We start from the raw sequence: 25,664 nt of genomic DNA on the forward strand, positions 1-25,664 counted from the left end.
CGCCATGATCCACGTCTGTTCACTCGCCGCACTTCCCGAAACCGTCCGCCGCACCGGGGCCAGCCACGTGCTGACCGTAATGGCCAATGTCGAGCAGGTGGTGCGGCCGGTGTCGGTGCTCCCTGCCAATCATCTCAAGGTCTCGATGGACGACATCACCGAGGAGATGGACGGCTTTGTCGCCCCCTCCGAGGTGCATATCGATCAGGTGCTGAATTTCGTGCGCGGCTGGGACCGCGGCGCGCCGCTGGTGGTGCATTGCTATGCCGGCATCAGCCGCTCCACAGCGAGCGCCTTTGCCACGGTGTGCGCGCTCAATCCGGATCGCGACGAGATCGAGATCGCGAAGAAGATCCGCGCGGCCTCTCCGATCGCCTCGCCGAACCGGCGCATCGTCGATCTTGCCGACCGCGCGCTGGGGCGCAACGGCCGCATGCTGCGCGGGCTCGACGAGATGGGCCCTGGCGAGATGACGGCCGAGGGGCGCCCCTTCGTGATCGAGCTCGAATGACAGCTGCGATCGTCACCGCATGAGCGAAAAGCTGACGCCGATCGAGATCGGCCTGACTGCCGCGATCGTCGCGATCGAGGATCACGAGCCGCTGGTGCTGATCGCGCGCGGCAGCGACGGGCTCGCCGGCCTGCCGTTCGGTCCGTTCGATGCGCCGAGCCATCGCACCTTCGAGATCGGCCTGCGCGCCTGGGTCGAGGAACAGGCGGGCTTGCGGCTCGGCTATGTCGAGCAGCTCTACACCTTCGGCGATCGCGGCCGTCACGCCGAGACCGGCGACACCGGCGCTCATATGGTGTCGATCGGCTATCTCGCGCTGACGCGCACCGCCGAGGGAGCCGCAAATGCGGCGAGCTTCGAACCCTGGTATCGCTTCTTCCCCTGGGAAGACTGGCGCGAGGCGCCGCCGGCGATCATCGCCCGTGACATCATCCCGGAGCTCAACAAGTGGGCCGAGGAGGAGACGCCGGAGACCACGCGCGCGCTGCCGCGCAGGGATCGCGTGCGGTTCTATTTCGGCCTCGAGGGCGCCGCATGGGACGAGGAGCGCGTGCTCGACCGCTACGAGCTCCTCTACGAGGCCGGTCTCATCGAGGAGGCGCGGCGCGACGGCCGTCCCGCGGCATTGGCGCGCAAGGCCCTGCCCGCGCTCGGCACCTCCATGCGGTTCGACCACCGCAGGATCCTCGCCACCGCGATCGCGCGGCTGCGCGCAAAACTGAAGTATCGCCCTGTGGTGTTTGAACTTTTGCCCGCCGAGTTCACACTCACTGAGTTGCAGTATACGGTCGAGGCGATCTCCGGCCGGCACCTGCACAAGCAGAATTTCCGCCGCCTAGTCGAAACCGAAGCCCTGGTCGAACCGACGGGCGTGATGTCGACACAGACGGGCGGGAGGCCGGCAGCGCTCTACCGTTTCCGCCGCGACGTGCTCCAGGAGCGGCCGGCGCCCGGCTTGCGCGTGCGCTCGCGGCGCTAGACTAAATGTTGCGTGATCGGCCCCTGCCCGCCGATTGCCTGGAGGCCCCATGTTCGACGCCCCGTTCGACGACCTTGCGATGATCATTGCGATCGTCGCCTTCCTGATCGCAATCAAGGCTTCCAGCCAGGCAGCCGAGTTGCGTCGGCGGCTGAACACGCTCGAAGGGATGTTGTACGCACAGCGGCAGGTCCAGCCGCCGCCGGTGCAGGACCAAGTGCAGGAACAGGCGCCCTCGCCGGCGACGACCGCGCCGGAACCACCGCCGCTTGCACCCGAGTCCGAGCCGACGCCGGCACCCGTCGCCGATCACATGGCACCGCCTCCGCTCGAACCAAGCAGCCCGCCTCCCCTGCCCGCGAGAGAGCCTGGCTTCGAGGAGCGCCTCGGGACGCGCTGGGTCGTGTGGATCGGCGGGCTCGCGCTCGCGCTCGGCGGCTTCTTCATGGTGCGCTATTCGATCGAGGCCGGCCTTGTCGGCCCGGGCGTGCGCGTGTTTCTCGGCGGCGTGTTCGCGCTGGCGCTCCTCGGTGCCGGCGAATGGACGCGGCGCAAGGAGAGCATCTCCACGATCCAGGCGTTGCCGATCGCCAACATCCCCGCGATCCTCACCGCGGCCGGCACGGCCGTGGCATTCGCAACCGTGTATGCCGCCTACGCACTCTATGGCTTCCTGGTGCCCGCCACCGCCTTCGTGCTGCTCGGCCTCGTCGCGCTCGGCACGCTCGCGGCGGCGCTGTTGCACGGGCCCGCGCTCGCCGGCCTCGGCGTGGTCGGCGCCTTCGCGACGCCGGTGCTCGTCTCCAGCGACAAGCCGGACTATTGGGCCCTCTACATCTATCTCGCCATCGTCACCGCTGCGAGCTTCGGCCTCGCCCGCATCCGGCTGTGGCGCTGGCTCGCGGTAACGACAATCGTCTTCGCGGTGCTCTGGATCTTCCCAGGCCTCGATACCGGCGAATTCCAGGTCGCGCCGCACGCCTTCCACGCGATCGCCGGCTTCGTGCTCGCCACACTGCTGGTGGTCTGCGGCTTCATGTTCGGGCCGACCATCGAAGACGGGCAGATCGAGCCGGTCTCATCGAGCGCGCTTGGTGCCTATCTGTTCGGCGCGATGCTGATCGTGCTGTCGAGCGCGCATGCCGATCTCGCGCTGATCGCGTTCACGCTCCTCGTCGGTGCGACCCTGTTCATCGCCTGGCGCGCGGAGGCCGCGGCCGGCGCGTTGGGTGCTGCCGCCGCGACCGTGTTCATCGTGTTCGCCGAATGGGCGGTGCGCGCCAATCCGGACATGCTGGTGCTGCCAGGCGGCCCCATGCCCGGCATTGGGCCGACCGCAACCGACAGCGCGGTGACGCTGCATTTGGTGATGGCGGCGCTCTTCGCCGTCGGCTTCGGCATCGCCGGCTTTTTCGCGCAGGGCCGCTCGAACTCGGCGATCATTCCCGTCGTGTGGTCGGCGGCGGGCGTCGCCACGCCGATCGCGATTGTGGTCGCGCTCTACGCCCGCATCGCCCATCTCGACCGCTCGATCCCGTTTGCGATCCTCGCAGTGTTGCTCGCCGCAGCCTTTGGTGCCGCGACGGAAACGCTGACCCGCCGCGAAACCCGGCCGGGCCTTGCAATCTCGACGGCGCTGTTTGCGACCGGCACGCTCAGTGCGCTGGCGCTGGCGCTGACCTTTGCACTGGAGAAGGGCTGGCTCACGATCGCGCTGGCGCTGATGTCGCTCGGCACCGCCTGGATCGCGATGCAGCGGCCGATCCCGTTCCTGCGCTGGCTTGCCGCCATCTTCGCAGGCCTCGTCACCGCGCGCATCGGCTATGATCCGCGCATCGTTGGCGATGCCGTCGGCGCCACGCCGATCTTCAATTGGCTGCTATGGGGCTATGGCCTGCCCTCGGCCTCGTTCTGGGCGGCGAGCATGTTCCTGCGCCGCAGGAGTGACGACGCGCCGCTGCGCATGGTGGAGGCGGCCGCGATCCTGTTCACTGCGCTGCTCGCCTTCATGGAGGTCCGCCATCTCGCAACCGGCGGCGACATGATCGCGGCGCCGTCACTGCTCGAAGCCGGCTTGCAGGTCTGCGTGGCGCTGGCCATGGCGATCGGGCTGGAGCGGCTGCGGCTGCGCAGCCGCAGCATCGTGCACAATGTCGGCGCGGCCGTGCTCACGGCGATCGCCGGCTTCATCAGCCTGTTCGGCCTGCTGTTCCTGGAGAACCCGCTGCTGTGGCGCATCGACGTCGGCGGCGCCGTCTTCAACCTGCTGCTGCTCTGCTACGCGCTGCCGGCTGTACTGATGCTGCTGCTCGCCCATGCCGTGGTCGGAGAGCGCGGCAAGGTCTATGCTAATACGATCGCAGGCGCCGCACTCCTGTTTGCGCTCTCGTACCTGACGCTGGAGATCCGCCGCTTCTATCACGGACCGTTCCTCACCAGCGGCGAGACCACGGGCGCCGAGCAATACACCTATTCGATCGGCTGGCTCGCCTTCGGCGTCGTGCTGCTCGGCATCGGCATTCTCGTCAACTCCGAGCGGGCGCGGCTGGCGTCCGCCGTCGTCATCGCGCTGACGATCCTGAAGGCCTTCGTGATCGACATGTCGACGCTGACCGGTGTCTACCGCGCGTTGTCGTTCATGTGTCTCGGTATCGTGCTGGTCGCGATCGGCTGGCTCTACCAGCGCATCCTGTTCCGGCGGCAGGTTCCGCCGCCGGTTCAGCAGACGAGCATGTAAGCATCAGGCGGCTCGGACCGACTCCAGAAACTGCGCGACCTCGACCTTGAGGCGGGTGCTGTCGGTCGCCAGCGACTTCGCCGCCGACAGCACTTCGGTCGAAGCCTCGCCGGTCTCGATCGCACCGCGCTGCACGTCGGTGATGTTGGACGAGACCTGCTGCGTGCCGAGCGACGCCTGCTGTACGTTGCGCGAGATCTCCTGCGTGGCCGCGCCCTGCTCCTCGACGGCGGCGGCGATCGCGGAAGACACTTCCGACAACCGCTCGATGGTGCCGCCGATCTCCTGGATCGCGCTGACCGATTCCTGGGTCGCCGACTGGATGCCCGCGACCTGCGCACCGATCTCGCCGGTGGCCTTCGCGGTCTGCTCGGCAAGCGCCTTGACCTCGGAGGCGACGACGGCGAAGCCGCGGCCGGCCTCACCGGCACGCGCCGCTTCGATGGTGGCATTCAGCGCCAGCAGATTGGTCTGGCCCGCGATGGTGTTGATCAGCTCGACGACGTCGCCGATGCGGGAGGCGGCCTGCGACAGCTCGTTGACGCGCGCATTGGTCCGCGCCGCCTGGTCGACAGCTTCCGCGGCCATGCGCGCCGAATCCTGCACGCGACGGCTGATCTCGGTGACGGAGGACGACAGCTCTTCCGAAGCGGAGGCAACCGACTGCACGTTGGTGGATGCTTCCTCGGAGGCAGCCGCAACTGCCGTTGAGAGCTCCTGGCCGCGGCGCGCGGTGTTGGTCAACGTCGTTGCAGACGCCTCGAGCTCGATCGAGGCTGAGGAGACGGTGCCAACGACTTCGCCGATCATCGCCTCGAATTTGCGGGTGATGGCGTCGACGCGGCGGCCGCGTTCGATCTTGGCCTCGGCGTCGCGCGCCGCCGCCTCGTCGGCGGCCTTCTTGGCGATCAGCGCCTCCTTGAAGATCTGCAGCGCATCCGCCATCGAGCCGATCTCGGTCTTCTCGCCACGATGCGGCACCTCGGCCGAGAGGTCGCCCTCGCCGAGCGCCTGCATCGGGCTGATGATCGAGGCGATGCCACGCGAAACGTCGCGCACCAAATAATAGGCGGCGCCGATCGCGATCGCGACCGAGGCTATGATGATGCCAACCAGGACGCGGAAGATCGTGGCGTAGCTGTCGGCCGCCTGCCTGGTCTCGAGCTCGGCGCCCCCGTTGTTGATCTCGATGCCTTTCTGGAGCAACGGATCAGCGGCCTGGGCCATCTTCGCGACCTTGGTCTGCAACAGCTCGTTGGCCTCGGTCGGGAAACGGCCAACGCTCTTGCGCGACAGCGCCATCACGTCCTGCACGCCGTTCAGATACTCGACCCACGCCTTGGCCCATTGCTCATGGAGCGAACGCTCCTGGGCAGAGCTGATCAGCGGTTCGTAAACTTTGCGCGTCTGTTCGATGCGCTCACGCAGCGAGGCGAGGCGTTTCTCGGCCGCCGCCTTGCCCTCCGCACTGTCCTGCATCAGGTGCAGACGGAGCGCGACGCGAAGCTCGTTGATATCGGCGCGAAGTGAGCCGAGCGCACGCACGCTCGGCAGCCAGCTCTCTGCAATCTCGACGGTGTGAGAGTTGATGTTCTGCATGGTGCCGATCGCCGTCACGCCGACGCCGGCGAGCGAGAGCACGAGGACCGACAACACGGCCAGAAGCTTGAAGACGATCGACAATTTCGACATCACGACAAATCCCGATGATTCCTGACGACGCACAACTTGCCTGCGCACCAATCGTCAAAACGGACGACAGGGCGTGGTCATTCCAACAATGCTGGCTGGTTCTTATCCGGTAAGATTGCGCCGATAATTGCAAACAGCCGTTAACAAGACCCTAGGGAAATTACTGATTTGCCGATTCTCGATACTTAACCCGCCTGCAACCGTTCGTTGCAGCCTCGGAGGTATCGCGTAGCACCACACCGAGGTGCCGCATCAAACGCAATTCCTCGTTCGCGTAAGGCGGTGGACGCCGTCAGGCCGCCCGCACCCAATCCAGAAAGTGCGCGGCCGCGGTCAGGCCGCGCGCACCGTCTCCAGGAACTTGCCCACTTCCAGCTTCAGGCGGTTGCTGTCGCCGGACAGCATCTGCGCGGCCGACAGCACCTGCGAGGACGCCGATCCGGTCTCGCTTGCACCGCGCTGCACGTCGGTGATGTTGGACGAGACCTGGTGCGTGCCGGCGGCCGCCTGCTGCACGTTGCGCGAAATTTCCTGCGTGGCCGCGCCCTGCTCTTCCACGGCAGCCGCGATGGTCGAGGAGATCTCGGACAGCTTCTCGATGGTGCCGCTGATATCCTTGATGGCGCCGACGGAATGTTCGGTGGCGCTCTGGATGCTTGCGATCTGCTGGCCGATCTCGCCGGTCGCCTTCGCGGTCTGCTCGGCGAGCGCCTTCACTTCGGCGGCGACGACGGCAAAGCCGCGGCCCGCCTCGCCGGCGCGGGCGGCCTCTATGGTGGCGTTGAGCGCCAGGAGATTGGTTTGTCCGGCGATGGTGTTGATAAGCTCGACCACGTCGCCGATCCGCGCCGCTGCCCTCGACAGTTCGCTGACACGCTCCGTCGTGGTGCGGGCCTGGCCGACGGCCTCACTTGCCACGCGCGCGGATTCCTGCACCTGCCGGCTGATCTCGGTGATCGACGACGACAGTTCTTCGGTTGCCGATGCCACCGACTGCACGTTGGTCGAGGCTTCCTCGGAGGCCGCGGCGACTACAGTGGTAAGCTCCTGCGCCCGCTCCGCTGTGGAGGTCAGCGTCGAAGCGGAAGCCTCGAGCTCGGTCGAGGCCGACGATACCGTCTCGACGATCTCGCCGACGGCTGCTTCGAAGGTGTCTGCCATGTGCACAAGCTCGGTCTTGCGCTGCTCGGCCGCACGCCGGTCGGCTGCAGCCTTCTCGACGCGCATCCGTTCGACGTCAAGGCCGTTCTGTTTGAATATCTCTACGGTGCGGGCCATCTCTCCGATCTCGTCGTGGCGGTCCGCACCCGGCACCTCCACACTGAAATCGCGGTCGGCCAGCCGGCTCATCGCGGCTCTCATCGCCGACAGCGGGTTGAGAATTCGCGCGAACGTGATCCAGAAACTGAGCGCCGCAAGCACAAGCGAGACGCACAGCAGCGTCGCGGTCAGCAGGAGATTGCGCAGGCTCGAGCTTGCTTGCAGACCGGCTTCTTGATCGGCAGCCGTGCCGATAGCAGCACCGAGCTTGAGCAAGGTGTTCACGCCGGCGGTCGCCCGGGCGAAATACTCAGCTCCGGAGATCTTGTATTCACCGGTCTCACCGGTGGAAAGGATCACAGCTCGCATTTCCCCGTACACGCCGAAATAAATCTTCTCGACGTCCGCCATTGCCTCTCCGATGCCGGCCGGCATATCCGTGCGCAGCCGCACTGGCACGACCGCGTCCCACGCCAGTTCGACTTTCCCCCGCAAGCCCGCGAGGTGCTGAAGCCCATCAGCGCCAAGCTTCGCGTGGGCTCCGACCGCGCCTGCCAAGAATGCGCGCTCTCTTCCGGCATTCTCGGCCATCTGCGCGGTCAAATGCCGCAATCCTATCAACTGCGCGAGCCGCGCCGCGGGCGGGCTGGTCAGCGTTTCCAGGGTCAACCGCAACCGGTTGCTCGCAATTTCGATCACCTCGGTGATCGCAGGCACAAAGCCGTCGACCAGTTCAGGAACTCGCTCCTGACGCAGGCGTGACAGGTTGGCGTCGACCGACTCGCGCAGCCGGCGCAGCGATTCGAATTTCGCTTCGGCTTGCCCGATCTGCGTCTGTCCTGCGGACATTTCCGGGATCAATCGAATCTCGATGACAGCGCTGTGGAACGCCGTATCTGCGGCTGCACGGGCTTTCTCAATCTCGGCGCGCCGCTCCGAGGCGGAAGAATCGGGAGACTTTAGCGCCGCGTTGGTCAGCCCGCGCTCGATCGCCCACTGACCTGCGCTGTACAGCAAGAGCTGAGCGACGCGATTGACCTTCACGAAAGCATCGGCCTCCTGGCGTTTGCTGGTCGCCTGGAAGGCGACCAAGCCCGCCGATGCGACCCCCAGCAGCGCCAGCGCGGTGATGATGGCTGGCAAGACCGTGCCGATACGAAATCTAACAATGCTGACCATGGCGTTTCCTCCGAAACGCGCGCAGCCAAGTCATTGCCGGCCGCTCGGACGTTGATCGCCCTTACCGGGAAAGCTATCGATCAAAGTTCCATCTTCTGGTTAACAGGGGCCTTCGCAGAAATACTGATCTTTTGCGCTACATGATTGAAATCGAAGGAGTTTGATCTCGTCATAGTTGTAAACTGCAGCCTGAAGTCAGCATTGGGTCACTTTGCATCCGACGGCCTCGCCAACCAGGCTGATGCGAAACACCGGCTGCTTGTTCTCGTCGAGCAGCTCCATGCTCCACTTCGCGTTCGGTTTCAGATTGCGCGCGATGCTGCCGAGCAGGTTGGCGCATACCTCCGTCATCTCACTCCAGGCCGCAGCGCGATCCTCGAATTCGTACGGCTGATCGGCGGCGCCGGAATAGCGGCCGGTGCTGATGCGGAAGAAGTACAGCGACATCGTTGAACCCTTGTTGGAGGGCCGCCCCCCGGCCGTTACGCAAGGCTGGGGCGCCAGTCGCTACCAAGGCATAAAAACCACGGGCCGTATGATTACGGCGCCGCGGCTTCGGGTGCGATGCATTCGTCAAAGGCGGGTAAATTACGCGCGCCGTTTCGCCCGCGATGCGTCACTCGGTCGAGCGACGCAGCTCCAGCGGACCTTCGCTCTTCGAATCGGATTTAGGCTCGGCCCTCACTTCCGATCTCACCGGCTCGATCCGGCTGCTCTCGATCCGCGGCGTCTCGACTCGCGTGGCGACCTCGGTGCTCGATGCGTTGACCGAACCGGTGTGCTCGGAGCTGCGCAGCGAGCGCGGCCGCGCGACGGCCCGCGCCATCAGCATCTGGTTGCCGCCCTGGTGGTGGAAGTCGCAATAGGCGAAGCCCATACCCGAAACGGAGCCGCGGAAGCTGCGATCGTCGGTCTTTTCAAGGTTGAAACAGGGCTCGAACGGAATGCCCTTGATCGAGGCACAGACGTTCTGGCCGCGGATCTGGAGCGTGTTGCCGGGGAGACGGAGATGGCGAACCGGGCCTGCGCCCGAGAACTGCACCGCGCCGGCCGCGCCGAGGTCGTCGAGAATGCGGCCTGCGCCACGGGTCCCGTCGAAACAGGTGAAGGCGAACACCTTGCCGGCGACGAAGCGGCGCGCCTCATCGGCATTCATGCTTCCGGCGATGGCCGGCGCAAACGTCACGGCCGCCGTGACAGCCCCCAACACAATACGCGCAAGCATGCTCTACTCCGAACTAACCCCCGCAGCGGGCGATGCCTTATCTCTTTACCCGCTGATTACCATACTAACCATGGCGACATTGAAGCAGCTTGGTTGGTAAAGTCTGAACGTCGTTAGACAATTTTTACCACGATTCGACCGCGGACCTGGCCCACGAGGATTTTCGCGCCCCATTCCGGAGCTTCGTCGAGTAGAATTTCTGTAGTAATTTCAGATAGTTTTGAACGATCCAGATCTGATGCCAGGCGCTGCCAGGCAGCTTTCCGTGGGTCGATCGGGCACATCACGGAATCGATGCCGAGAAGGCACACCCCACGCAAAATGAAGGGTGCGACAGAAGACGGCAGATCCATGCCGGCCGCGAGACCGCAGGCGGCGATCGCCCCACCATACTTCGTCATCGACAGCAAATTGGCGAGCGTGGTCGAGCCGACACTGTCGACGCCGCCCGCCCAGCGCTCCTTGGCCAGTGGCTTCCCCGCCGCCGACAATTCGTTGCGGTCGATCACCTCGGCGGCACCGAGGCTCTTCAGGTAGTCAGCCTCGGACGCGCGCCCGGTCGAAGCGATGACATGGTAGCCGAGCCGCGACAGCACGGCGGTGGCGACCGAGCCGACGCCCCCGGCTGCGCCGGTGACCACCACGGGGCCGCTCTTCGGCGAGAGGCCGTGCTTCTCCAGCGCCAGCACGGAGAGCATCGCGGTGAAGCCGGCGGTGCCGATCGCCATGGCATCGCGCGCCGACAGCCCCTGCGGCAAGCCGACCAGCCAGTCGCCCTTGACCCGCGCCTTCTCCGCATAGGCGCCAAGATGGCTCTCGCCCATGCCCCAGCCGGTGCAGACGACCTTGTCGCCCGCCTTCCACGCTGGATGTGAGGATTGCTCGACCGTGCCGGCGAAATCGATGCCGGCGATCATCGGGAAGCGGCGCACGACCGGCGCCTTGCCGGTGAGCGCGAGGCCGTCCTTGTAATTCAGCGTCGACCACTCGACGCGGACGGTGACATCGCCCTCCATCAGCTCGGCTTCGTCGAACTGCACCAGTTGCGCGGTGGTGCCCTTGTCCGCCTTGTCGATCCGGATCGCCTTGAATGTGGCCACAGCTGAACTCCCTGACTTGTTTGACGGGATGTTTAGCCGATCAGGCCGGCTGCGCAACCACTCGTGCGACCGGCTTCTCCACGATCGGTTAGGCCCAAGATCGCGCCGAACGCGATGGCCGAGAACGGCGTGATCGGAAACGAGATGAAGGCGAGCGTCGCCAGCGCACGCGTGAAATAGATGGTCGAAAGGATGTAGCGCTTCGTGCCGATCGTACAGCCGCAGAGGATGATGACGGCCGGCGTGCGCCAATGGGAGGAACGCGAGTCCCGACCGAGCTCGCCCACTTGCATCGCCATGGAGTTCCTCATCCGTCGTTGGCCTGACGCGACGAGGCACCACTTGACGAGAATGTGTGCAACGAGACCTAGCAGCGCGCCAATCGGCGTGTTATGTTCGATTTACTCATATTGAGCATATATGAGCTTGACGAAACCCACCGGCCGTCTCGGCCGGATTTCTCAGAGCTCAAATATACTCATATTGAGTATAATACACTCGCACGGGAGGCTTCGATGCCGATCACTGGAATTTACGGCCCTGACGATTTTGCCAATCGGCCGCAGAGCCAAACGACCTCCACCCCGCCCGCACCGGCGCACACGGGCCCCGTGCTGCCCAGGCCCTCTCTGGAATGGACAAGCGAGGTCGAACGGGCCACCGCGCCGCTCTATGAACGTGTCAAGCACGTGATCCCGCCGATCGAGTGGCCGCTGATGGCGCCGACGATTCACGCGATCAACGCGCTCAAGCGCGCGCGCAACGCGGTGATCCTCGCGCACAACTACCAGGCGCCGGAGATCTTTCATGGCGTCGCCGACATCGGCGGCGATTCGCTCCAGCTCGCCGTGGAAGCCACCAAGGTGAAGGCCGACATCATCGTGCAATGCGGCGTGCACTTCATGGCGGAGACGTCAAAACTGCTCAACCCGGACAAGACGGTGCTGATCCCGGATTCGCGCGCCGGCTGCTCGCTCGCCGCCAGCATCACCGGCGCGGACGTGCGCCTGCTGCGCGAAAAATTTCCCGGCGTGCCTGTCGTTGCCTATGTCAACACATCCGCGGAGGTGAAGGCCGAGGTCGACATCTGCTGCACCTCGTCGAATGCGGTGCAAGTGGTGGAGAGCCTGAACGCACCAAGCGTGATCTTCCTGCCCGACCGCTATCTCGCGACTTACGTCGCCTCGAAGACCGACGTGAAGATCATCGCCTGGAAGGGTGCGTGTGAGGTGCATGAGCGCTTCACCGGCGACGAGCTGCGCGCGTATCGCGACGCGGATCCGTCCGTGCAGATCATCGCGCATCCCGAATGCCCGCCGGACGTGCTGGCGGAAGCCGACTTCACCGGCTCGACCGCGCACATGATCAACTGGGTGCGTGAACGGCGACCGCGGCGGCTGGTGATGATCACGGAATGCTCGATGGCCGACAATGTGCGGGCCGAGCTGCCCGATGTGGAAATGCTGCGTCCCTGCAATATCTGCCCGCACATGAAGCGCATCACGCTCGCCAATATTCTGGAGAGCCTGCTGACGCTTGGCGAGGAGGTGACGATCGATCCGGCGCTTGCGGAGCGCGCGCGGCGGTCGGTCGAGCGGATGATCAATTTGAAGAACTAAGGACGAGCAATAGCAACACCCACAGTGTCGTCCCGGCGAAGGCCGGGACCCATAACCACAGGCAGATGTGTTGCGAAGAACGACGTCACACAGCTGCGCAAACCAACAAGTGCTTCGGCGTATGGGTCCCGGCCTTCGCCGGGACGACGAGGAGAAAGCCATGACAAACATCCACAACCTCACCCGCACCACCGACGACGTCGTCATCGTCGGTGGCGGGCTCGCCGGTCTCTTTTGCGCGCTGAAACTCGCGCCGCGGCCGGTGACGTTGATCTCGGCGGCGCCGCTCGGACAGGGCGCGTCATCCGCATGGGCGCAAGGCGGCATCGCCGCGGCAGTCGCCGAGGGCGATACTGCGGAGGCGCACGCCGCGGACACCATCGCGGTCGGTGGCGGCATCGTCGATGAGACCGTTGCGCTCGGCATCGCGCGCGAGGCGGCGCCGCGGATTCACGATTTGCTCGCCTATGGCGTGCCGTTCGACCGCGACCTCGAAGGCCGGCTTGCCGTGGGGCGCGAGGCCGCACATTCGGCGCGGCGGATCGTGCACGTCCGCGGCGACGGCGCGGGTGCCGCAATCATCGCGGCGCTGAGCGAAGCTGTCCGCCGCACGCCGTCGATCCGCCTGATCGAAGGCTTTGTCGCCGAAGCGCTGTTGACCGAGGACGGCGCCGTTACCGGACTTCAACTGCGCGAGGCCGTAAATTTCGCGGCAAGGCCCATGATGATCGCCGCGCGCGCGGTGGTGCTCGCGACCGGCGGCATCGGCCATCTCTATGACGTCACCACCAATCCCCTCGAGGCCAGCGGATCGGGACTTGCGATCGCGGCGCGCGCCGGCGCCGTCGTCGCCGATCCCGAATTCGTGCAGTTCCACCCGACCGCGATCATGGTCGGCCGCGACCCGGCGCCGCTCGCGACCGAGGCGCTGCGCGGTGAAGGCGCAACGCTGATCAACAAAAATGGCGAGCGCTTCATGGCGGCGTGTCACCCGCTCGCCGAGCTTGCGCCGCGCGACATCGTGGCTCGCGGCGTGTTCGCCGAGATCGCGGCGGGACGCGGCGCCTTCCTCGACGCGCGGCAGACGCTGGGCACGCGCTTTGCCAAACGATTCCCGACCGTGCACGCGAGCTGCATCGCCGCCGGCATCGATCCGGCGACGCAACCGATCCCGATTGCGCCGGCCGCGCATTATTACATGGGCGGCATCGCGGTCGATGCACGCGGCCGCAGCTCGATCGACGGGCTCTGGGCCGGCGGCGAAGTGTCGTCCACCGGCGCGCACGGCGCCAACCGGCTCGCCTCGAATTCGCTGCTGGAAGCCGTGGTCTATGCCCCCCGCATCGCCGACGACATCGCCGGCCACGCGGTCCCTTCACCCGCCCGCCTCCCGGAGGCGCTGGTGACGCCGCGCGGTGGCGCGCCGGATGCAGGTAGCGTGAAGCGTCTGCGGGCAATGATGAGCGCGAACGTCGGCGTGATCCGCGACGCCGACGGGCTCGCGGAGGCCGTTCGCGGCTTTGCCGCGCTCGAATGCACGGCCGCCAGCATCACCGTCCGCAACATGGCGACAGCAGCCCTGCTCGTCGCCGCCGCGGCGTGGAGCCGGCGCGAGAGCCGCGGCGCGCATTTCCGCTCCGACCATCCCGACGCCGTCCCCGCGCTGGCGCAGAGAACGATGACCACGCTCGCCGCGGTGCACGAGATCGCAGACAGCCTCACCGAAGATCCCACGCTGCGCATCGCGCAATTCATGATCGCCTGACGGAGTTTCTCATGATCACCCCGACCTCACTGCTCTATCCTGATGCCTTTCTCTCGCCGCTCGCGATCGACGAGGCCGTGCAACGCGCGCTCGACGAGGATCTCGGCCGCGCCGGCGACATCACCTCGCTGGCGACGATCCCGGCAGCCACAAAAGCGCAGGCGATCCTGGTCGCGCGCCAGTCCGGCGTGATCGCAGGCCTGCCGTTGGCGCTGGCAACGCTGCAAAAACTCTCATCCGACATCGAGGTGCGCGCCCATGTCCGCGACGCCGCGCGCGTCACGCGCGGGCAATTTGTGCTGACGATCTCGGGGCCGGCGCGCGCCATCCTCACCGCGGAACGGACCGCGCTGAACTTTGTCGGCCGGCTGTCCGGCGTCGCCACGCTCACGGCCGACTACGCCGCGCGGACCGAAGGCACCAAAATGCGTATCTGCTGCACGCGAAAAACCACGCCGGGGTTGCGTGCGCTGGAGAAATACGCGGTGCGCTGCGGCGGCGGCTTCAACCACCGTTTTGGTCTCGACGATGCGATCCTGATCAAGGACAACCACATCGCCGTCGCCGGCGGCATCCGCCCCGTGCTGGAACGCGCGCGCGCCCACGCCGGCCATCTCGTCAAGATTGAGATCGAGGTCGATACGCTCGCGCAGCTGCGCGAGGTACTCGACACCGGCCTTGCCGAAGCCGTGCTGCTCGACAACATGGACATCACCACGCTGCGCGAGGCGGTGCGGATGACGGAAGGCCGTCTCACACTGGAAGCCTCCGGCGGCGTCACGCTGGATTCGATCGCGGCGATCGCGGCCACCGGCGTCGACTACGCCTCATCCGGCGCGCTGACGCATTCGGCGCCGAACTTCGACTGCGCGCTGGATATCGAGATGTGAGGTGGTCTTCTCCCTCGCCCCGCTTGCGGGGAGAGGGCCGGGGTGAGGGGGAGTCTCCGCGGGGACGGTGGCAGCTAGACTCGTGGAGAGTCCCCCTCACCCGAATTCGAGCTTCGCTCGAATTCGACCTCTCCCCGCAAGCGGGGCGAGGTAAGAAGACTACCTTCGCTCGGTCACGCCCATCTCGGCGGAGCTCTTGGCTTCCTGGGTGAGCTCGGCTGAGAGCGCGGCGGTCTGTGCCGGGGTGCCCCAGCTCGGTTCCTCGTCGCCGTCGCCCCAGGCGCGCGGCCGGTAGAACGTATGCACGCCGAACTTGTACATCTTCTTCATCTCGGAGACCCAGGACGGACGCACCCAATAGGCGTGATAGTGCGTCGACTTGCCGACCTCCGGGAGCCAGATCTGGCCGTCGAGCATCGCCTTCGAAATCTTCCTGGCGCGCTCCCACATCTCGGGCTCGCGGATCACGTCGGGATTGTTGTCGCAGGCAAAGGTGAACTGGCAGGCGAGATGGCGGTACTTGTTCTGATAGACCACACCGCACACGGTTTCCGGATATTTGCCGGAGAACACGCGGTTCATCACGACTTGCGCGACCGCGATCTGGCCGCGCACGGCCTCGCCGCGGGATTCGAAATAGACAGCTTCCGCAAGGCACTTTTCCGATTTCGCGCGTGACTTGTCGTCCAGCGCCAGCCGCTCGGCCGGCGATTTGGCGCGCTGGTTGTCGGCGTTGACCTCGCCCTTCGGGGCGACGCTCTCGCCGCTCTCGGGCGCGTTTCCGACGTCCTCGTTCGGCGGCGATAGCGAAGCCAGCTTCATGTCGGGGTCGGGCATCACGATCAGCGGCTCGGCACCGGGCTGCCAGCTTTCGATGCTCTCGACATTGCCGCCGAGGGAGGAACTGCCGAAGAACAGGTTCGAGGTCTTCACGCTGAAGGGATCGCGCGGCGGGGCGGCGATCGTCGCCTGCTTCAGCGCGTTGAGCGGTTGGGCGGCGAAGGACAGCGCATCAGCGACGGCCTTCGGCGGATTGGCATATTGCGGCAAAGGCGGCGCGCGCATCGCCTCCTGGAGTTCGGGATCGAGCGCCGCCGCGGACTCCGGCGACATCGCTTGCGGCTGCGCGACCGGCAGCTGAGCCGTTTTGGCACCGAACACGGAACTGTTGGAGGTCGCGGGATCTTGCCGTGGGCGTGCGGCGGACGGCGCGGCCATCTCGGGCGGCGGTGCAGGCGTCACGGTGGCGAGACGGTCACCCTTCAGCGCGCGATCGACCTTGGGAAAATCGGAGGCCTGGTAACGTGTCGGCGCCTGGAGCGCCGGATTGCCGCGACTGATGCTGCCGGTGACGTCGCGGCCATCGAGGCTCGCGAGGCGAACCATCGCGCTCTGCGGAATCGATGTGCCGATCGGCCGTGAAAAACTGTAGGTCGCAAGCTGAATGGACGAGGCCGCAGAGAACACCTGCTTCTGCCAGCGCTCGGCGACGCCGGGCTGGCGCGCCAGCAGCGAGCCAATGTCCTGATAGCCGATCTCTCTCGGCATCAATGCGAAGATGCAGAGACCGAGTCCGAAGGACGCGAACCGCGCGCCCTTCGGATGGTTACGCAACACAGACATCGATACGCTCACGCTACGCTTACACCAGAAGGATCGATCCGCAGTACATCCGTGCAATTCGATCTTTATCGTGAGTATCTAATTTAGGTTGCCGAGGCGTTAATCGACGTTGCGCAACCGACACACTCAAGCGATGTCAGGTGTTTTCACGGAGTGATTGCGCATGTTGGTAAATGCGGGCCCACTTGAAGCGGTAAACGTCTGGTCAACGCGAATGGTGAAGGAACTCTTGCACACGCGTATCATTACGGGACGCGCGTCGAGTTCCTGGTGTTGCGCGAACTGCTCCGACAAGCTCGTCATTGCGAGCGCAGCGAAGCAATCCAGAGTCTTTCCGCGGAGACAGCCTGGATTGCTTCGTCGCAAGGGCTCCTCGCAATGACGACGTGGAGAGAGCGTTGCGCAAAATGAAGAGGCGGGGTTTGGCCCCGCCTCTTCGCATTCAACACTTGAACTCGTCGCCTTACGCCTGGCTCGCAACCGTCTTGCCGAGCGCAGCCTGGGCCGCAGCAAGCCGCGCGATCGGCACGCGGTAGGGCGAGCAGGAGACGTAGTCGAGGCCGATCGCATGGCAGAAGGCGACCGATGCAGGATCGCCGCCGTGCTCGCCGCAGATGCCCATCTTGAGCGCGGGACGGGTCTTGCGGCCGCGCGTGACGCCGATCTTGACGAGCTCGCCGACACCTTCCTGGTCGAGCGAGACGAAGGGGTCGATCGCGAGGATGCCCTTCGACACGTAGGGACCGAGGAAGCTCGCCGCGTCGTCGCGGCTTATGCCGTAGGTGGTCTGCGTCAGGTCGTTGGTGCCGAACGAGAAGAACTCGGCGCTCTCGGCGATTTCCGCAGCAAGGAGACAGGCGCGCGGCAGCTCGATCATGGTGCCGACCTGGTAGGCGAGTTTTGTGTTCGTATCGCGCATCACCGCCTTCGCGGTGGCGTCGATCCGCGCCTTGACGAGGTCGAGCTCCATCTTGGTGGCGATCAGCGGCACCATCACCTCAAGGCCGACGGCCTTGCCGGTGCGCTTCTCGGCTTCGACCGCAGCCTCGAAGATCGCACGCGCCTGCATCTCGGCGATCTCCGGATAGGCGATCGCGATGCGGCAGCCGCGGAAGCCGAGCATCGGATTGAACTCCGAGAGCTCGCGCGCGCGGTCGGCGAGACGCCGCGGATCGGTGTTCATGGCGCGCGCCACTTCCTCGACCTCGGCATGGGTGTGCGGCAGGAATTCATGGAGAGGAGGATCCAAAAGCCGGATCGTGACCGGCCGGCCCTTCATGATCTCGAACAGCTCGACGAAGTCGGCCCGCTGCATCGGCAGCAGCTTGGCAAGCGCCGCACGGCGCGACTGCTCGTCCTCGGAGAGGATCATCTCGCGCACCGTGCGGATGCGGGTCTCCTCGAAGAACATGTGCTCGGTTCGGCAGAGGCCGATGCCCTCGGCGCCGAACTTGATCGCGGTACGCGCGTCGTCCGGCGTGTCGCCGTTGACGCGAACGCCGATCTTGCGGACCTGGTCGGCCCAGTTCATCAGCGTGCCGAACTCGCCGGAGAGCTCCGGCTCGATCATCGGCATGCGGCCAGACAGCACTTGGCCGAGCGAGCCGTCGATGGTGATGACGTCGCCGGCCTTGAAGGTGCGCGAACCGATGCTCATGGTGCCGCGGCCGTAATCGACGCGGATGGTGCCACAGCCGGAGACGCAGGGCTTGCCCATGCCGCGCGCGACCACGGCGGCGTGCGAGGTCATGCCGCCGCGGGTGGTCAAGATGCCTTCGGCGGCGTGCATGCCGTGGATGTCTTCGGGGCTGGTCTCGATGCGGACCAAAATCACTTTACGTCCGTCGCCCTGGAGCTTGGCCGCTTCGTCCGAGGAGAACACGATCTCGCCGGAGGCAGCACCGGGCGAAGCCGGCAGGCCGGTCGCGATCACGTCACGCTTGGCATTGGGATCGATGGTCGGATGCAAGAGCTGATCGAGCGAGGCGGGATCGATCCGCATCACCGCTTCCTTCTTGGTGATCAGGCCTTCATTGGCGAGCTCGACCGCGATGCGCAGCGCCGCCTTGGCGGTGCGCTTGCCGCCGCGGGTCTGCAGCATCCACAGCTTGCCCTGCTCGACCGTGAACTCCATGTCCTGCATGTCGCGGTAGTGCTTCTCGAGCAGCGTATAGATCCGCGTCAGCTCCTTGAAGGCCTCCGGCATCGCCGCTTCCATCGACGCCTTGTCGGAGCCCGACTCGTTGCGCGCCTCCTCGGTGATATCCTGCGGCGTGCGGATGCCCGCCACCACGTCCTCACCCTGCGCGTTGATCAGGAACTCGCCGTAGAGCTTGCTCTCGCCGGTCGAGGGGTTGCGCGTGAACGCAACGCCGGTGGCCGAGGTCTCGCCCATGTTGCCGAACACCATGGCTTGCACGTTGACCGCGGTGCCCCAGGATTCCGGAATGTCGTGCAGCTTGCGATAGGTCACCGCGCGCGCGTTCATCCAGGATGAAAACACCGCGCCAACCGCGCCCCAGAGCTGGTCATGCGGATCCTGCGGAAAGTCTTTGCCGGTCTCGCGCGCGACCGCGTCCTTGTACTTGCCGACCAGGTCGACCCAGTCCTCGGCGGTGAGGTCGGTGTCGAGCGTGTAGCCCTGGCTGTCCTTGAAGGTGTCGAGGATCTCTTCGAAGTGATGATGCTCGAAGCCGAGCACCACGTCGGAATACATGGTGATGAAGCGGCGATAGCTGTCATAGGCGAAACGACGATCACCCGACAATTCCGACAGCGCTTCCACCGTCTCGTCGTTGAGGCCGAGATTGAGCACGGTGTCCATCATGCCCGGCATCGAGGCGCGCGCACCCGAGCGCACCGAGACCAGCAGCGGGTTCTTGGTGTCGCCGAACACCTTGCCGGTCAACTTGCCGACATAGTCCAGCGCCTTGTCAACCTGCGACTGCAGCTCTTTCGGATAGGACTTGTCATGGGCGTAGAAATACGTGCAGACCGAGGTCGGGATGGTGAAGCCCGGAGGCACCGGCAGGCCGAGATTGGCCATCTCGGCGAGGTTGGCGCCCTTGCCGCCGAGCAGGTCGCGCATCTCCGAGCGGCCCTCGGCCTTGCCATCACCGAAGGTGTAGACCCACTTGCCGGCCTTGATTGCGGCCGGGGCCGCCTTGGCGGGGGCTGCCTTGGCAGGTGCAACCTTGGCAGGCGCAGCCTTGGCGGGCGCGGCCTTGCCCGGTGCAGGCTTCACAGCGACCTTGGCGGCAGCCTTCGGAACCACCGGCTTGGTCGCAGCCTTCCCAGCCGGCTTCACCACTGCCTTCGGAGCGCTCTTGGCGAGCGCCTTTCGGGCCGCCGGCGCGGCCTTCGCCTTGGCGGAGGGCTTTGATTTCGCTGCAGTTTTAGACGGCTTCGAGGCGGCTTTGGCCATAGCTTGCACACAACCTGCGAGAGGAATGGGAAATCGCGCGCCTTACACCACTTTGGGCAGGTCCGCGCAAGTCGAACAGTTCCGGAAAATGAAGGCCTAGAGATGGAGCCATCTCAACAAACCGAGCCCGATCGCACCATTGACGATGAGAAAGATCGCAACGATCAGGTTGAGAAGGCGCGGCATGATCAGGATGAGCACACCCGCAATCAGCGACAGGATCGGCGAGATGTGGGCGATGGTGAGGTGCATGAACTATCTTTCCAGGCTCGGGTAGCGTGAGGCGAATCGCGGGCGGATCATAGCGGACCGGGTTCGGCGGGTAGAGACGCGCAACGGGCAACGCCAGTTCCGGGCTTCGCGAAAACTGCCCGAAATTGCCGCGAATGTGGCGGCCCATTTCCCGGAACATTGGCAGGACGCATGCATTGGCAACCGGTTGCGCCACTGGCGCTTCCGAAAAAACCTGTCGAAGGAGTTTTGCATGCGGAACAGGATTCTTGCTCTTGCAGCGCTCGCGGCCGCGATCGGCTCGCCCGTCGCGGCGCAGGCGCAAACCGGGATCACGGTTGGACGCGCGCCCGCCGTGGTCGATAGCGGCCCGACCATCGCAGTCGAGCAGCGGCCGGCCTTCCGCGACTATGTCGTCGAACAACGTGTCCCGGCCTTCACTATTCCGGATCGCGTAGCGGTTGGCGCCATCCTACCCGAAACCGGCGTCACCTATTATGACGTGCCGCAACGTTTCGGCGCAACGACCTATCGCTACACCGTCGTCAACGGCGAGACCGTGCTGGTTGAGCCACGCTCGCGGCGCATCGTCGAGGTGATGGACTAATAGATTCTCGTTTGGACGCGTTTTCTTCGCGCGAACCGGATCTACTTCGCTTGAAAACGCTCTGCACAACTCGATGTCCGGCGCGTCACATCAGGCTGGCGCGCATCGCGTAGTCGGACATCAGGCCCCGTCCGGTCGTCCCCCCGCCGGACGGGGCTTTTTTGTGCGATCAATCCTGGATCTTCGAGAAGTCCGCGACCGCACGCGTGGCCCTGCGGATTTCGTTGAGCAGCTTCAGACGGTTCTCGCGCACCTTCACATCGTCGTCGTTGACGCGAACTTTTTCGAAGAACGCATCGACCGGTGGACGCAACTTCGCCATCGCGCTCATGGCGGCGGCAAAGTCTTCCTTGGCGATGGCGGCGCTGGCTTCCGTCTTCACCTCGCCAATCGCCTTCGCCAGCACCTTTTCCTCAGCGAGGCTGTACAGCGCAGGATCGGGGGCGCCGTCAAAGCTGCGCTTATCCTTCTTCTCCTCGATGCCAAGGATGTTGCTCGCACGCTTGATGCCGGCGAGCAAGTTCTTGCCGTCATCACTCTCGAGGAATTTCCCGAGCGCCTCAACGCGACGGACGATCATCAGAAGATCGTCCTGGCCGCCGAGCGCGAACACCGCGTCGACGAGATCATGACGCGCGCCCTGCTCGCGGAGCTGAAGTTTGAGACGTTCAGCGAAAAACTCTACTAGTTCCTTCGCGACTGTCTCCCGCATCTGCTTGTGAATCTTGGATACATCTGGATTCGTCAGCGGCTTCTCAGCAGCTGGCGTAATCGTCACGACCGAATGCTTCTGAAGCGCGGAATAGAAGAGCGGCTCTAGCCGAATGCGAAGTTCGTTCTCCAAAATAATCCGAATGACGCCCAGCGCCGCCCTTCGCAAGCCAAGCGGGTCCCTGCTCCCCGAAGGCTTCTCATTACTGCCCCAGAATCCAGCAAAGGTGTCAATCTTGTCAGCGAGCGCCACCGCGATGCTGACAGGATCGGTCGGCACGCGATCAGCAGGCCCTTGCGGCTTGTAATGCTCTTCGCAGGCCGCCGCGACGGACGCATCCTCGCCCTGCGCCAGCGCGTAGTACTTGCCCATCAGGCCCTGCACCTCAGGGAATTCACCGACGACTTCGGTCAGCAAATCCGCTTTGGCCAGATGCGCAGCGCGGGTCGCCTTCGCGACATCGGCGCCGACTAGCGGCGCGATCTCGGCGGCCAAACGCTCGATGCGTTTGATCCGCGCGGCTTGCGTTCCAAGCTTCTCGTGGAACACGATCTGCTCGAACTTCGGCAGGCGGTCCTCGAGCTTCGTCTTCAAATCCGTTTCGTAGAAGAATTTCGCGTCCGACAAGCGCGGACGGATCACGCGTTCGTTGCCTGATACGATAACCTTGCCGCCGTCGGACGCCTCGATATTCGCGGTGAGGACGAACTTGTTGGTCAGCTTCCCGGTCTTGGGATCCTTGACCACAAAACACTTCTGGTTGTTGCGGATGGTGGCGCGGATCACCTCGTCCGGGATCGCGAGATATTCTTCTTCGAACGAACCCATCATGACCACGGGCCATTCGACGAGGCCCGAAACCTCGTCGAGCAGCGCCTGATCCTCGACCAGCTCGAAGCCTTGCGCAAACGTCAATTCCTTGGCGTCGGCGAAGATGATGTTCTTGCGCGCCTGCGGATCGAGGATGACTTTTGCAGCCTTCAGCTTCGCTTCGTAGTCCTCGAACCGGCGTATGGAAATCGCGGCCGGCGCCATGAAACGGTGGCCGTGGGTGGTCTGCCCCGTCTCGATGCCGTCTACCGAGAACTTCACGACGTCAGGCTCTTCGGTCTCAAGACCGAACGTCGCAGTGATCGCGTGCAGCGGTCGCACCCAGCTCAGCGACCCCGGTTTTCCGGAGCGCGCGCCCCAGCGCATCGATTTCGGCCAGGGGAAGGTGCGGATGATCACGGGGAGGATTTCGGCGAGCACGTCGATCGCGTCGCGCCCGGCCTTCTCGATCAGCGCGATGTAGAAGTCGCCCTTCGGGTCGCGCTGGATCTTGGCCTCATCCAGCGACTTCAGGCCCGTCGCTTTCAGGAAGCCCTGCACCGCTGCGTCAGGGCCACCGACTTTCGGCCCGCGGCGTTCGGTTTTCAAATCCGGCTGGCGCCCAGGAATTCCGTGCACGGTCAGCGCAAGACGGCGCGGCGTCGCGAAGGCTTTCGCGCCCTCATAGACGAGGCCTTCGGCGACGAGCTTCTCGGTGACCAGGCGACGCAGATCGTCGGCCGCCTTGGCCTGCATGCGCGCGGGGATTTCTTCCGAGAACAGTTCAAGCAACAATTCGGGCATCAGGCCGCTCCGCCCGCTTCAGTATGGATCCAGGCCTCGCCGCAGGCTTTTGCCAATTCGCGTACACGCAGGATGTAGCTCTGCCGCTCGGTCACGGAGATCACGCCGCGGGCGTCGAGCAGGTTGAAAACGTGACTCGCCTTGATGCACTGGTCATAGGCCGGCAGCGCCATCAGATGCGCCTCGCGCTTGCCAGACTCTGAGTTATTTTGCCAACCTGCGTCGAGATATTTCTTGCAAGCGGCTTCCGCCATCTTGAACTGCTCGAACAGCATCGCGGTGTCGGCGACTTCGAAATTATGCTTCGAATATTCGCGCTCGGCCTGCAGGAAGACGTCGCCATAGGTGACCTTGGCATCGCCCTCGCGGCCGTTGAAGTTGAGGTCATAGACGCGATCGACGCCCTGCACATACATCGCGAGGCGCTCGAGCCCATAGGTGAGCTCGCCCGCGACCGGCGCGCATTCGAAGCCCGCGACCTGCTGGAAATAGGTGAACTGGCTGACTTCCATGCCGTCGCACCAGCACTCCCAGCCGAGGCCCCAGGCGCCCAGCGTCGGGCTCTCCCAATCGTCCTCGACGAAGCGGATGTCGTGCACGGCGGAATCGATGCCGATCGCGGCGAGCGACTTCAGGTACAATTCCTGAAGGTTCGGCGGCGACGGCTTCATGATAACCTGGAACTGGTAGTAGTGCTGCATCCGGTTCGGATTCTCGCCGTAGCGGCCGTCCTTGGGGCGGCGCGAGGGCTGCACATAGGCCGCGTTCCAGGGCTTCGGCCCAAGCGCGCGCAGCGTGGTCGCCGGATGGAAGGTCCCCGCGCCCATCTCCATGTCGTAGGGCTGCAGGATTACGCAGCCCTGTTCAGCCCAGAACCGCTGGAGCGCGAGGATGAAGCCCTGGAACGAGCGTTCGGGGCGCATATGGGCGGGCAATGAGGCGTCCATCGTCAGATCAGGCTCTCGCGGGGGGTTTTGAATCGCGCGGGACCGTATCGACGGCGGGGGTGGGAATCAAGGCGAAGGGCCCGGATTCGGGCTTACGACTGCCGTAGGGTGGGCAAAGCGAAGCGTGCCCACCATCGTCACCAGCAACGCCGAGAGGATGGTGGGCACGGCGCAAGAGCGCCTTTGCCCACCTACGGCAGCTCGGCTAACTAACCCGGCCGATACGCCCCCGTAATCGGGTCACGCTTCAGCGTCTGAATATGCCCGGCATGGGCGGCCTCGGCGACGCGCGAGAGGCGCATCTCCTCCAGCTCTTGGTTGATCCGGAGTGCAGTCTTGTACGCCCAGCGGACTACGGCAAGCCCACCCAGGACGCCCGCGAATGCGACGAACGGCGGCATCGGTCGATCCTCGTCTAATGCTCAGCCCCCACGCGCATATTCGCGCACTCCGGGCAGCGCCGCAATTGGCTCAGTCCGGACCAAATGGCGCGGGAGGGCTCGGCCTAGAACCCGAATTTCGCCCAAATCGCTCGGGTCTCGACCGCCGAGATCAGCTCGTCCGGCAGGCCGGCCATTGATTCCATGGCCGAAAGCTGGCCCGCGCCGGGCGATTTCCGCCCCAGCAGGCCGGACAGCAGTCCGCTCGGTTGCGCAATCACGGGGGTGAGAACCTTCTCGCCATAGCGGGCACGAAGAGTTGAGCGGAGATCGCCAATGCCGTCGGCGAGCCCGAGCGCGATCGAACTCTCGCCGGCCCAGTACTCGCCGGTGAACAAGACGTCGTCGGCGCCCTTCAGCCGGGCGCCGCGGCTCTCCTTCACCAGCGCGATGAAGATCTGATGGATCTCGCGCTGGAGCGCCTTCAGCTTGGCGACGTCGTCGGGGTTTTCGGGCAGGAACGGATCGAGCATCGCCTTGTGCGCGCCGGCCGTGTAGAGGCGCCGCTCGATGCCGAGACGCTTGATCGCCTCCTGGAAGCCGAAGCTGCCGCCGACCACACCGATCGAGCCGAGGATCGAGGACGGATCGCAGAAGATCTCGTCGCCGGCGCAGGCGATCATGTAGCCGCCGGAGGCGGCGACGTCCTCGACGAACACCAGCACGGGGAGCTTCTTCTCCGCCGCGAGCTGCTTGATGCGCAGGTAGATCTGGCGCGACTGCACCGGCGAGCCGCCGGGCGAGTTGATCACCAGCGCCACCGCCTTGGCGTTGCGGACCGAAAACGCCCGCTCCAGCACCCGCGCGACGCCCGCGAGCGACATGCCCGGGCGCAGCGGCGTCACCGCACCGATCACGCCGGACAGCCGCACCACCGGCACCACAGCCGTGCCGGGACGGATGCGCGCCGGCAGATATTGCATGAGCTTGTCGGCCAGGCCGGAACCCACCCGATCGTTCAATTGTTCGGCCATGCCGTTACCTCTGATTAACCATTTTTTATCACGCGACTGTCATTGGAAGTGCCTGGAACGTGTTTTGCAGATTCCTCGCTGGGAAGCTGCAATGAAGCAGCGGAGGAAATGCCATGAAGATCTATCTGCTGATGC

19 protein-coding genes and 1 pseudogene are annotated in these 25,664 nt (G+C 65.0%); 7 read left to right on the forward strand and 13 right to left on the reverse strand.

Going from position 1 to position 25,664, the window contains the following annotated elements; translation table 11 throughout:
• Positions 1–4: 4 nt before the first annotated feature.
• Genes JJE66_RS28250 through JJE66_RS28260 form a run of 3 tightly spaced genes read left to right on the forward strand, consistent with a single transcriptional unit; the run spans position 5 to position 4,227 of the window.
• On the forward strand, positions 5–511 hold the full coding sequence (locus tag JJE66_RS28250; protein ID WP_200517723.1) for a tyrosine phosphatase family protein: 507 nt from the start codon (positions 5–7) through the stop codon (positions 509–511).
• Between the two features lie 19 nt (positions 512–530).
• Positions 531–1,490 (forward strand): NrtR DNA-binding winged helix domain-containing protein, encoded by a 960-nt coding sequence (locus JJE66_RS28255; protein ID WP_200517724.1) that lies wholly within the window; start codon positions 531–533, stop codon positions 1,488–1,490.
• Between the two features lie 49 nt (positions 1,491–1,539).
• Positions 1,540–4,227 carry a DUF2339 domain-containing protein gene (locus tag JJE66_RS28260; protein ID WP_200517725.1) on the forward strand — a complete coding sequence of 896 codons (2,688 nt, stop codon included), beginning with the start codon at positions 1,540–1,542 and terminating at the stop codon, positions 4,225–4,227.
• Positions 4,228–4,230: 3 nt separating this feature from the next.
• On the opposite strand, the gene JJE66_RS28265 is transcribed toward JJE66_RS28260, so the two are convergent.
• From JJE66_RS28265 to JJE66_RS38995, 6 genes and pseudogenes are all read right to left on the reverse strand, one after another.
• Complete coding sequence (locus JJE66_RS28265) at positions 4,231–5,919, reverse strand: methyl-accepting chemotaxis protein (RefSeq protein WP_200517726.1); 1,689 nt, start codon at positions 5,917–5,919, stop codon at positions 4,231–4,233.
• Between the two features lie 333 nt (positions 5,920–6,252).
• Positions 6,253–8,358, reverse strand: coding sequence for a methyl-accepting chemotaxis protein (locus JJE66_RS28270; protein ID WP_200517727.1), 2,106 nt, complete (start codon positions 8,356–8,358; stop codon positions 6,253–6,255).
• 195 nt (positions 8,359–8,553) lie between these two features.
• Positions 8,554–8,805 (reverse strand): DUF6894 family protein, encoded by a 252-nt coding sequence (locus JJE66_RS28275; RefSeq protein WP_200517728.1) that lies wholly within the window; start codon positions 8,803–8,805, stop codon positions 8,554–8,556.
• 169 nt (positions 8,806–8,974) lie between these two features.
• On the reverse strand, positions 8,975–9,583 hold the full coding sequence (locus JJE66_RS28280; RefSeq protein WP_200517729.1) for a hypothetical protein: 609 nt from the start codon (positions 9,581–9,583) through the stop codon (positions 8,975–8,977).
• 113 nt (positions 9,584–9,696) lie between these two features.
• A complete protein-coding gene (locus JJE66_RS28285; RefSeq protein ID WP_200517730.1) occupies positions 9,697–10,683 on the reverse strand; it encodes an MDR family oxidoreductase in 987 nt (328 codons plus the stop codon).
• A gap of 35 nt (positions 10,684–10,718) precedes the next feature.
• Positions 10,719–10,886 (reverse strand): annotated as a pseudogene (locus JJE66_RS38995) (MFS transporter); the annotation flags it as partial.
• A 312-nt stretch (positions 10,887–11,198) separates the two neighbouring features.
• On the opposite strand from JJE66_RS38995, the gene nadA reads away from it, so the two are divergent.
• The 3 genes from nadA to nadC all read left to right on the forward strand — a co-directional run bounded on the left by nadA (position 11,199) and on the right by nadC (position 14,957).
• Positions 11,199–12,302, forward strand: a complete 1,104-nt coding sequence (gene nadA, locus JJE66_RS28295) for a quinolinate synthase NadA (RefSeq protein ID WP_200517731.1) — start codon at positions 11,199–11,201, stop codon at positions 12,300–12,302.
• A gap of 160 nt (positions 12,303–12,462) precedes the next feature.
• Positions 12,463–14,067 carry an L-aspartate oxidase gene (locus tag JJE66_RS28300; protein ID WP_200517732.1) on the forward strand — a complete coding sequence of 535 codons (1,605 nt, stop codon included), beginning with the start codon at positions 12,463–12,465 and terminating at the stop codon, positions 14,065–14,067.
• 11 nt (positions 14,068–14,078) lie between these two features.
• A complete protein-coding gene (gene nadC / locus JJE66_RS28305) occupies positions 14,079–14,957 on the forward strand; it encodes a carboxylating nicotinate-nucleotide diphosphorylase (protein ID WP_200517733.1) in 879 nt (292 codons plus the stop codon).
• Between the two features lie 159 nt (positions 14,958–15,116).
• On the opposite strand, the gene JJE66_RS28310 is transcribed toward nadC, so the two are convergent.
• From JJE66_RS28310 to JJE66_RS28320, 3 genes are all read right to left on the reverse strand, one after another.
• Positions 15,117–16,580, reverse strand: coding sequence for a cell wall hydrolase (locus tag JJE66_RS28310; protein WP_200517734.1), 1,464 nt, complete (start codon positions 16,578–16,580; stop codon positions 15,117–15,119).
• Positions 16,581–17,043: 463 nt separating this feature from the next.
• Complete coding sequence (ppdK, locus tag JJE66_RS28315) at positions 17,044–20,004, reverse strand: pyruvate, phosphate dikinase (protein ID WP_200517735.1); 2,961 nt, start codon at positions 20,002–20,004, stop codon at positions 17,044–17,046.
• 96 nt (positions 20,005–20,100) lie between these two features.
• Entirely contained in the window at positions 20,101–20,256 is a 156-nt protein-coding gene (locus JJE66_RS28320; protein ID WP_200517736.1) for a DUF3096 domain-containing protein, read from the reverse strand.
• Between the two features lie 232 nt (positions 20,257–20,488).
• Between JJE66_RS28320 and JJE66_RS28325 the strand changes: the two genes are divergently transcribed.
• Positions 20,489–20,842 carry a DUF1236 domain-containing protein gene (locus JJE66_RS28325; RefSeq protein ID WP_200517737.1) on the forward strand — a complete coding sequence of 118 codons (354 nt, stop codon included), beginning with the start codon at positions 20,489–20,491 and terminating at the stop codon, positions 20,840–20,842.
• Positions 20,843–21,011: 169 nt separating this feature from the next.
• On the opposite strand, the gene glyS is transcribed toward JJE66_RS28325, so the two are convergent.
• The 4 genes from glyS to JJE66_RS28345 all read right to left on the reverse strand — a co-directional run bounded on the left by glyS (position 21,012) and on the right by JJE66_RS28345 (position 25,529).
• Positions 21,012–23,168 carry a glycine--tRNA ligase subunit beta gene (gene glyS / locus JJE66_RS28330; protein WP_200517738.1) on the reverse strand — a complete coding sequence of 719 codons (2,157 nt, stop codon included), beginning with the start codon at positions 23,166–23,168 and terminating at the stop codon, positions 21,012–21,014.
• Positions 23,168–24,115: a glycine--tRNA ligase subunit alpha gene (locus JJE66_RS28335; protein WP_200517739.1), complete on the reverse strand. Its 948-nt coding sequence runs from the start codon at positions 24,113–24,115 to the stop codon at positions 23,168–23,170. The genes glyS and JJE66_RS28335 overlap by 1 nt, the downstream gene beginning before the upstream one ends.
• Before the next feature lie 209 nt (positions 24,116–24,324).
• Positions 24,325–24,516: a hypothetical protein gene (locus tag JJE66_RS28340; RefSeq protein ID WP_200517740.1), complete on the reverse strand. Its 192-nt coding sequence runs from the start codon at positions 24,514–24,516 to the stop codon at positions 24,325–24,327.
• Between the two features lie 104 nt (positions 24,517–24,620).
• On the reverse strand, positions 24,621–25,529 hold the full coding sequence (locus JJE66_RS28345) for a S49 family peptidase (protein WP_200517741.1): 909 nt from the start codon (positions 25,527–25,529) through the stop codon (positions 24,621–24,623).
• Positions 25,530–25,664 lie beyond the last annotated feature (135 nt).

It is taken from the genome of Bradyrhizobium diazoefficiens, from assembly GCF_016612535.1.
Classification (GTDB): Bacteria; Pseudomonadota; Alphaproteobacteria; order Rhizobiales; family Xanthobacteraceae; genus Bradyrhizobium; species Bradyrhizobium diazoefficiens_C.

Bases quoted from the DNA above. Each gene is read 5' to 3' on its own strand.
- JJE66_RS28250 (WP_200517723.1), top strand. From the start codon at position 5: ATGATCCACGTCTGTTCACTCGCCGCACTTCCCGAAACCGTCCGCCGC.
- JJE66_RS28255 (WP_200517724.1), top strand. From the start codon at position 531: ATGAGCGAAAAGCTGACGCCGATCGAGATCGGCCTGACTGCCGCGATC.
- JJE66_RS28260 (WP_200517725.1), top strand. From the start codon at position 1,540: ATGTTCGACGCCCCGTTCGACGACCTTGCGATGATCATTGCGATCGTC.
- JJE66_RS28265 (WP_200517726.1), bottom strand. From the start codon at position 5,919: ATGTCGAAATTGTCGATCGTCTTCAAGCTTCTGGCCGTGTTGTCGGTC.
- JJE66_RS28270 (WP_200517727.1), bottom strand. From the start codon at position 8,358: ATGGTCAGCATTGTTAGATTTCGTATCGGCACGGTCTTGCCAGCCATC.
- JJE66_RS28275 (WP_200517728.1), bottom strand. From the start codon at position 8,805: ATGTCGCTGTACTTCTTCCGCATCAGCACCGGCCGCTATTCCGGCGCC.
- JJE66_RS28280 (WP_200517729.1), bottom strand. From the start codon at position 9,583: ATGCTTGCGCGTATTGTGTTGGGGGCTGTCACGGCGGCCGTGACGTTT.
- nadA (WP_200517731.1), top strand. From the start codon at position 11,199: ATGCCGATCACTGGAATTTACGGCCCTGACGATTTTGCCAATCGGCCG.
- JJE66_RS28300 (WP_200517732.1), top strand. From the start codon at position 12,463: ATGACAAACATCCACAACCTCACCCGCACCACCGACGACGTCGTCATC.
- nadC (WP_200517733.1), top strand. From the start codon at position 14,079: ATGATCACCCCGACCTCACTGCTCTATCCTGATGCCTTTCTCTCGCCG.
- JJE66_RS28310 (WP_200517734.1), bottom strand. From the start codon at position 16,580: ATGTCTGTGTTGCGTAACCATCCGAAGGGCGCGCGGTTCGCGTCCTTC.
- ppdK (WP_200517735.1), bottom strand. From the start codon at position 20,004: ATGGCCAAAGCCGCCTCGAAGCCGTCTAAAACTGCAGCGAAATCAAAG.
- JJE66_RS28320 (WP_200517736.1), bottom strand. From the start codon at position 20,256: ATGCACCTCACCATCGCCCACATCTCGCCGATCCTGTCGCTGATTGCG.
- JJE66_RS28325 (WP_200517737.1), top strand. From the start codon at position 20,489: ATGCGGAACAGGATTCTTGCTCTTGCAGCGCTCGCGGCCGCGATCGGC.
- glyS (WP_200517738.1), bottom strand. From the start codon at position 23,168: ATGCCCGAATTGTTGCTTGAACTGTTCTCGGAAGAAATCCCCGCGCGC.
- JJE66_RS28335 (WP_200517739.1), bottom strand. From the start codon at position 24,115: ATGGACGCCTCATTGCCCGCCCATATGCGCCCCGAACGCTCGTTCCAG.
- JJE66_RS28340 (WP_200517740.1), bottom strand. From the start codon at position 24,516: ATGCCGCCGTTCGTCGCATTCGCGGGCGTCCTGGGTGGGCTTGCCGTA.
- JJE66_RS28345 (WP_200517741.1), bottom strand. From the start codon at position 25,529: ATGGCCGAACAATTGAACGATCGGGTGGGTTCCGGCCTGGCCGACAAG.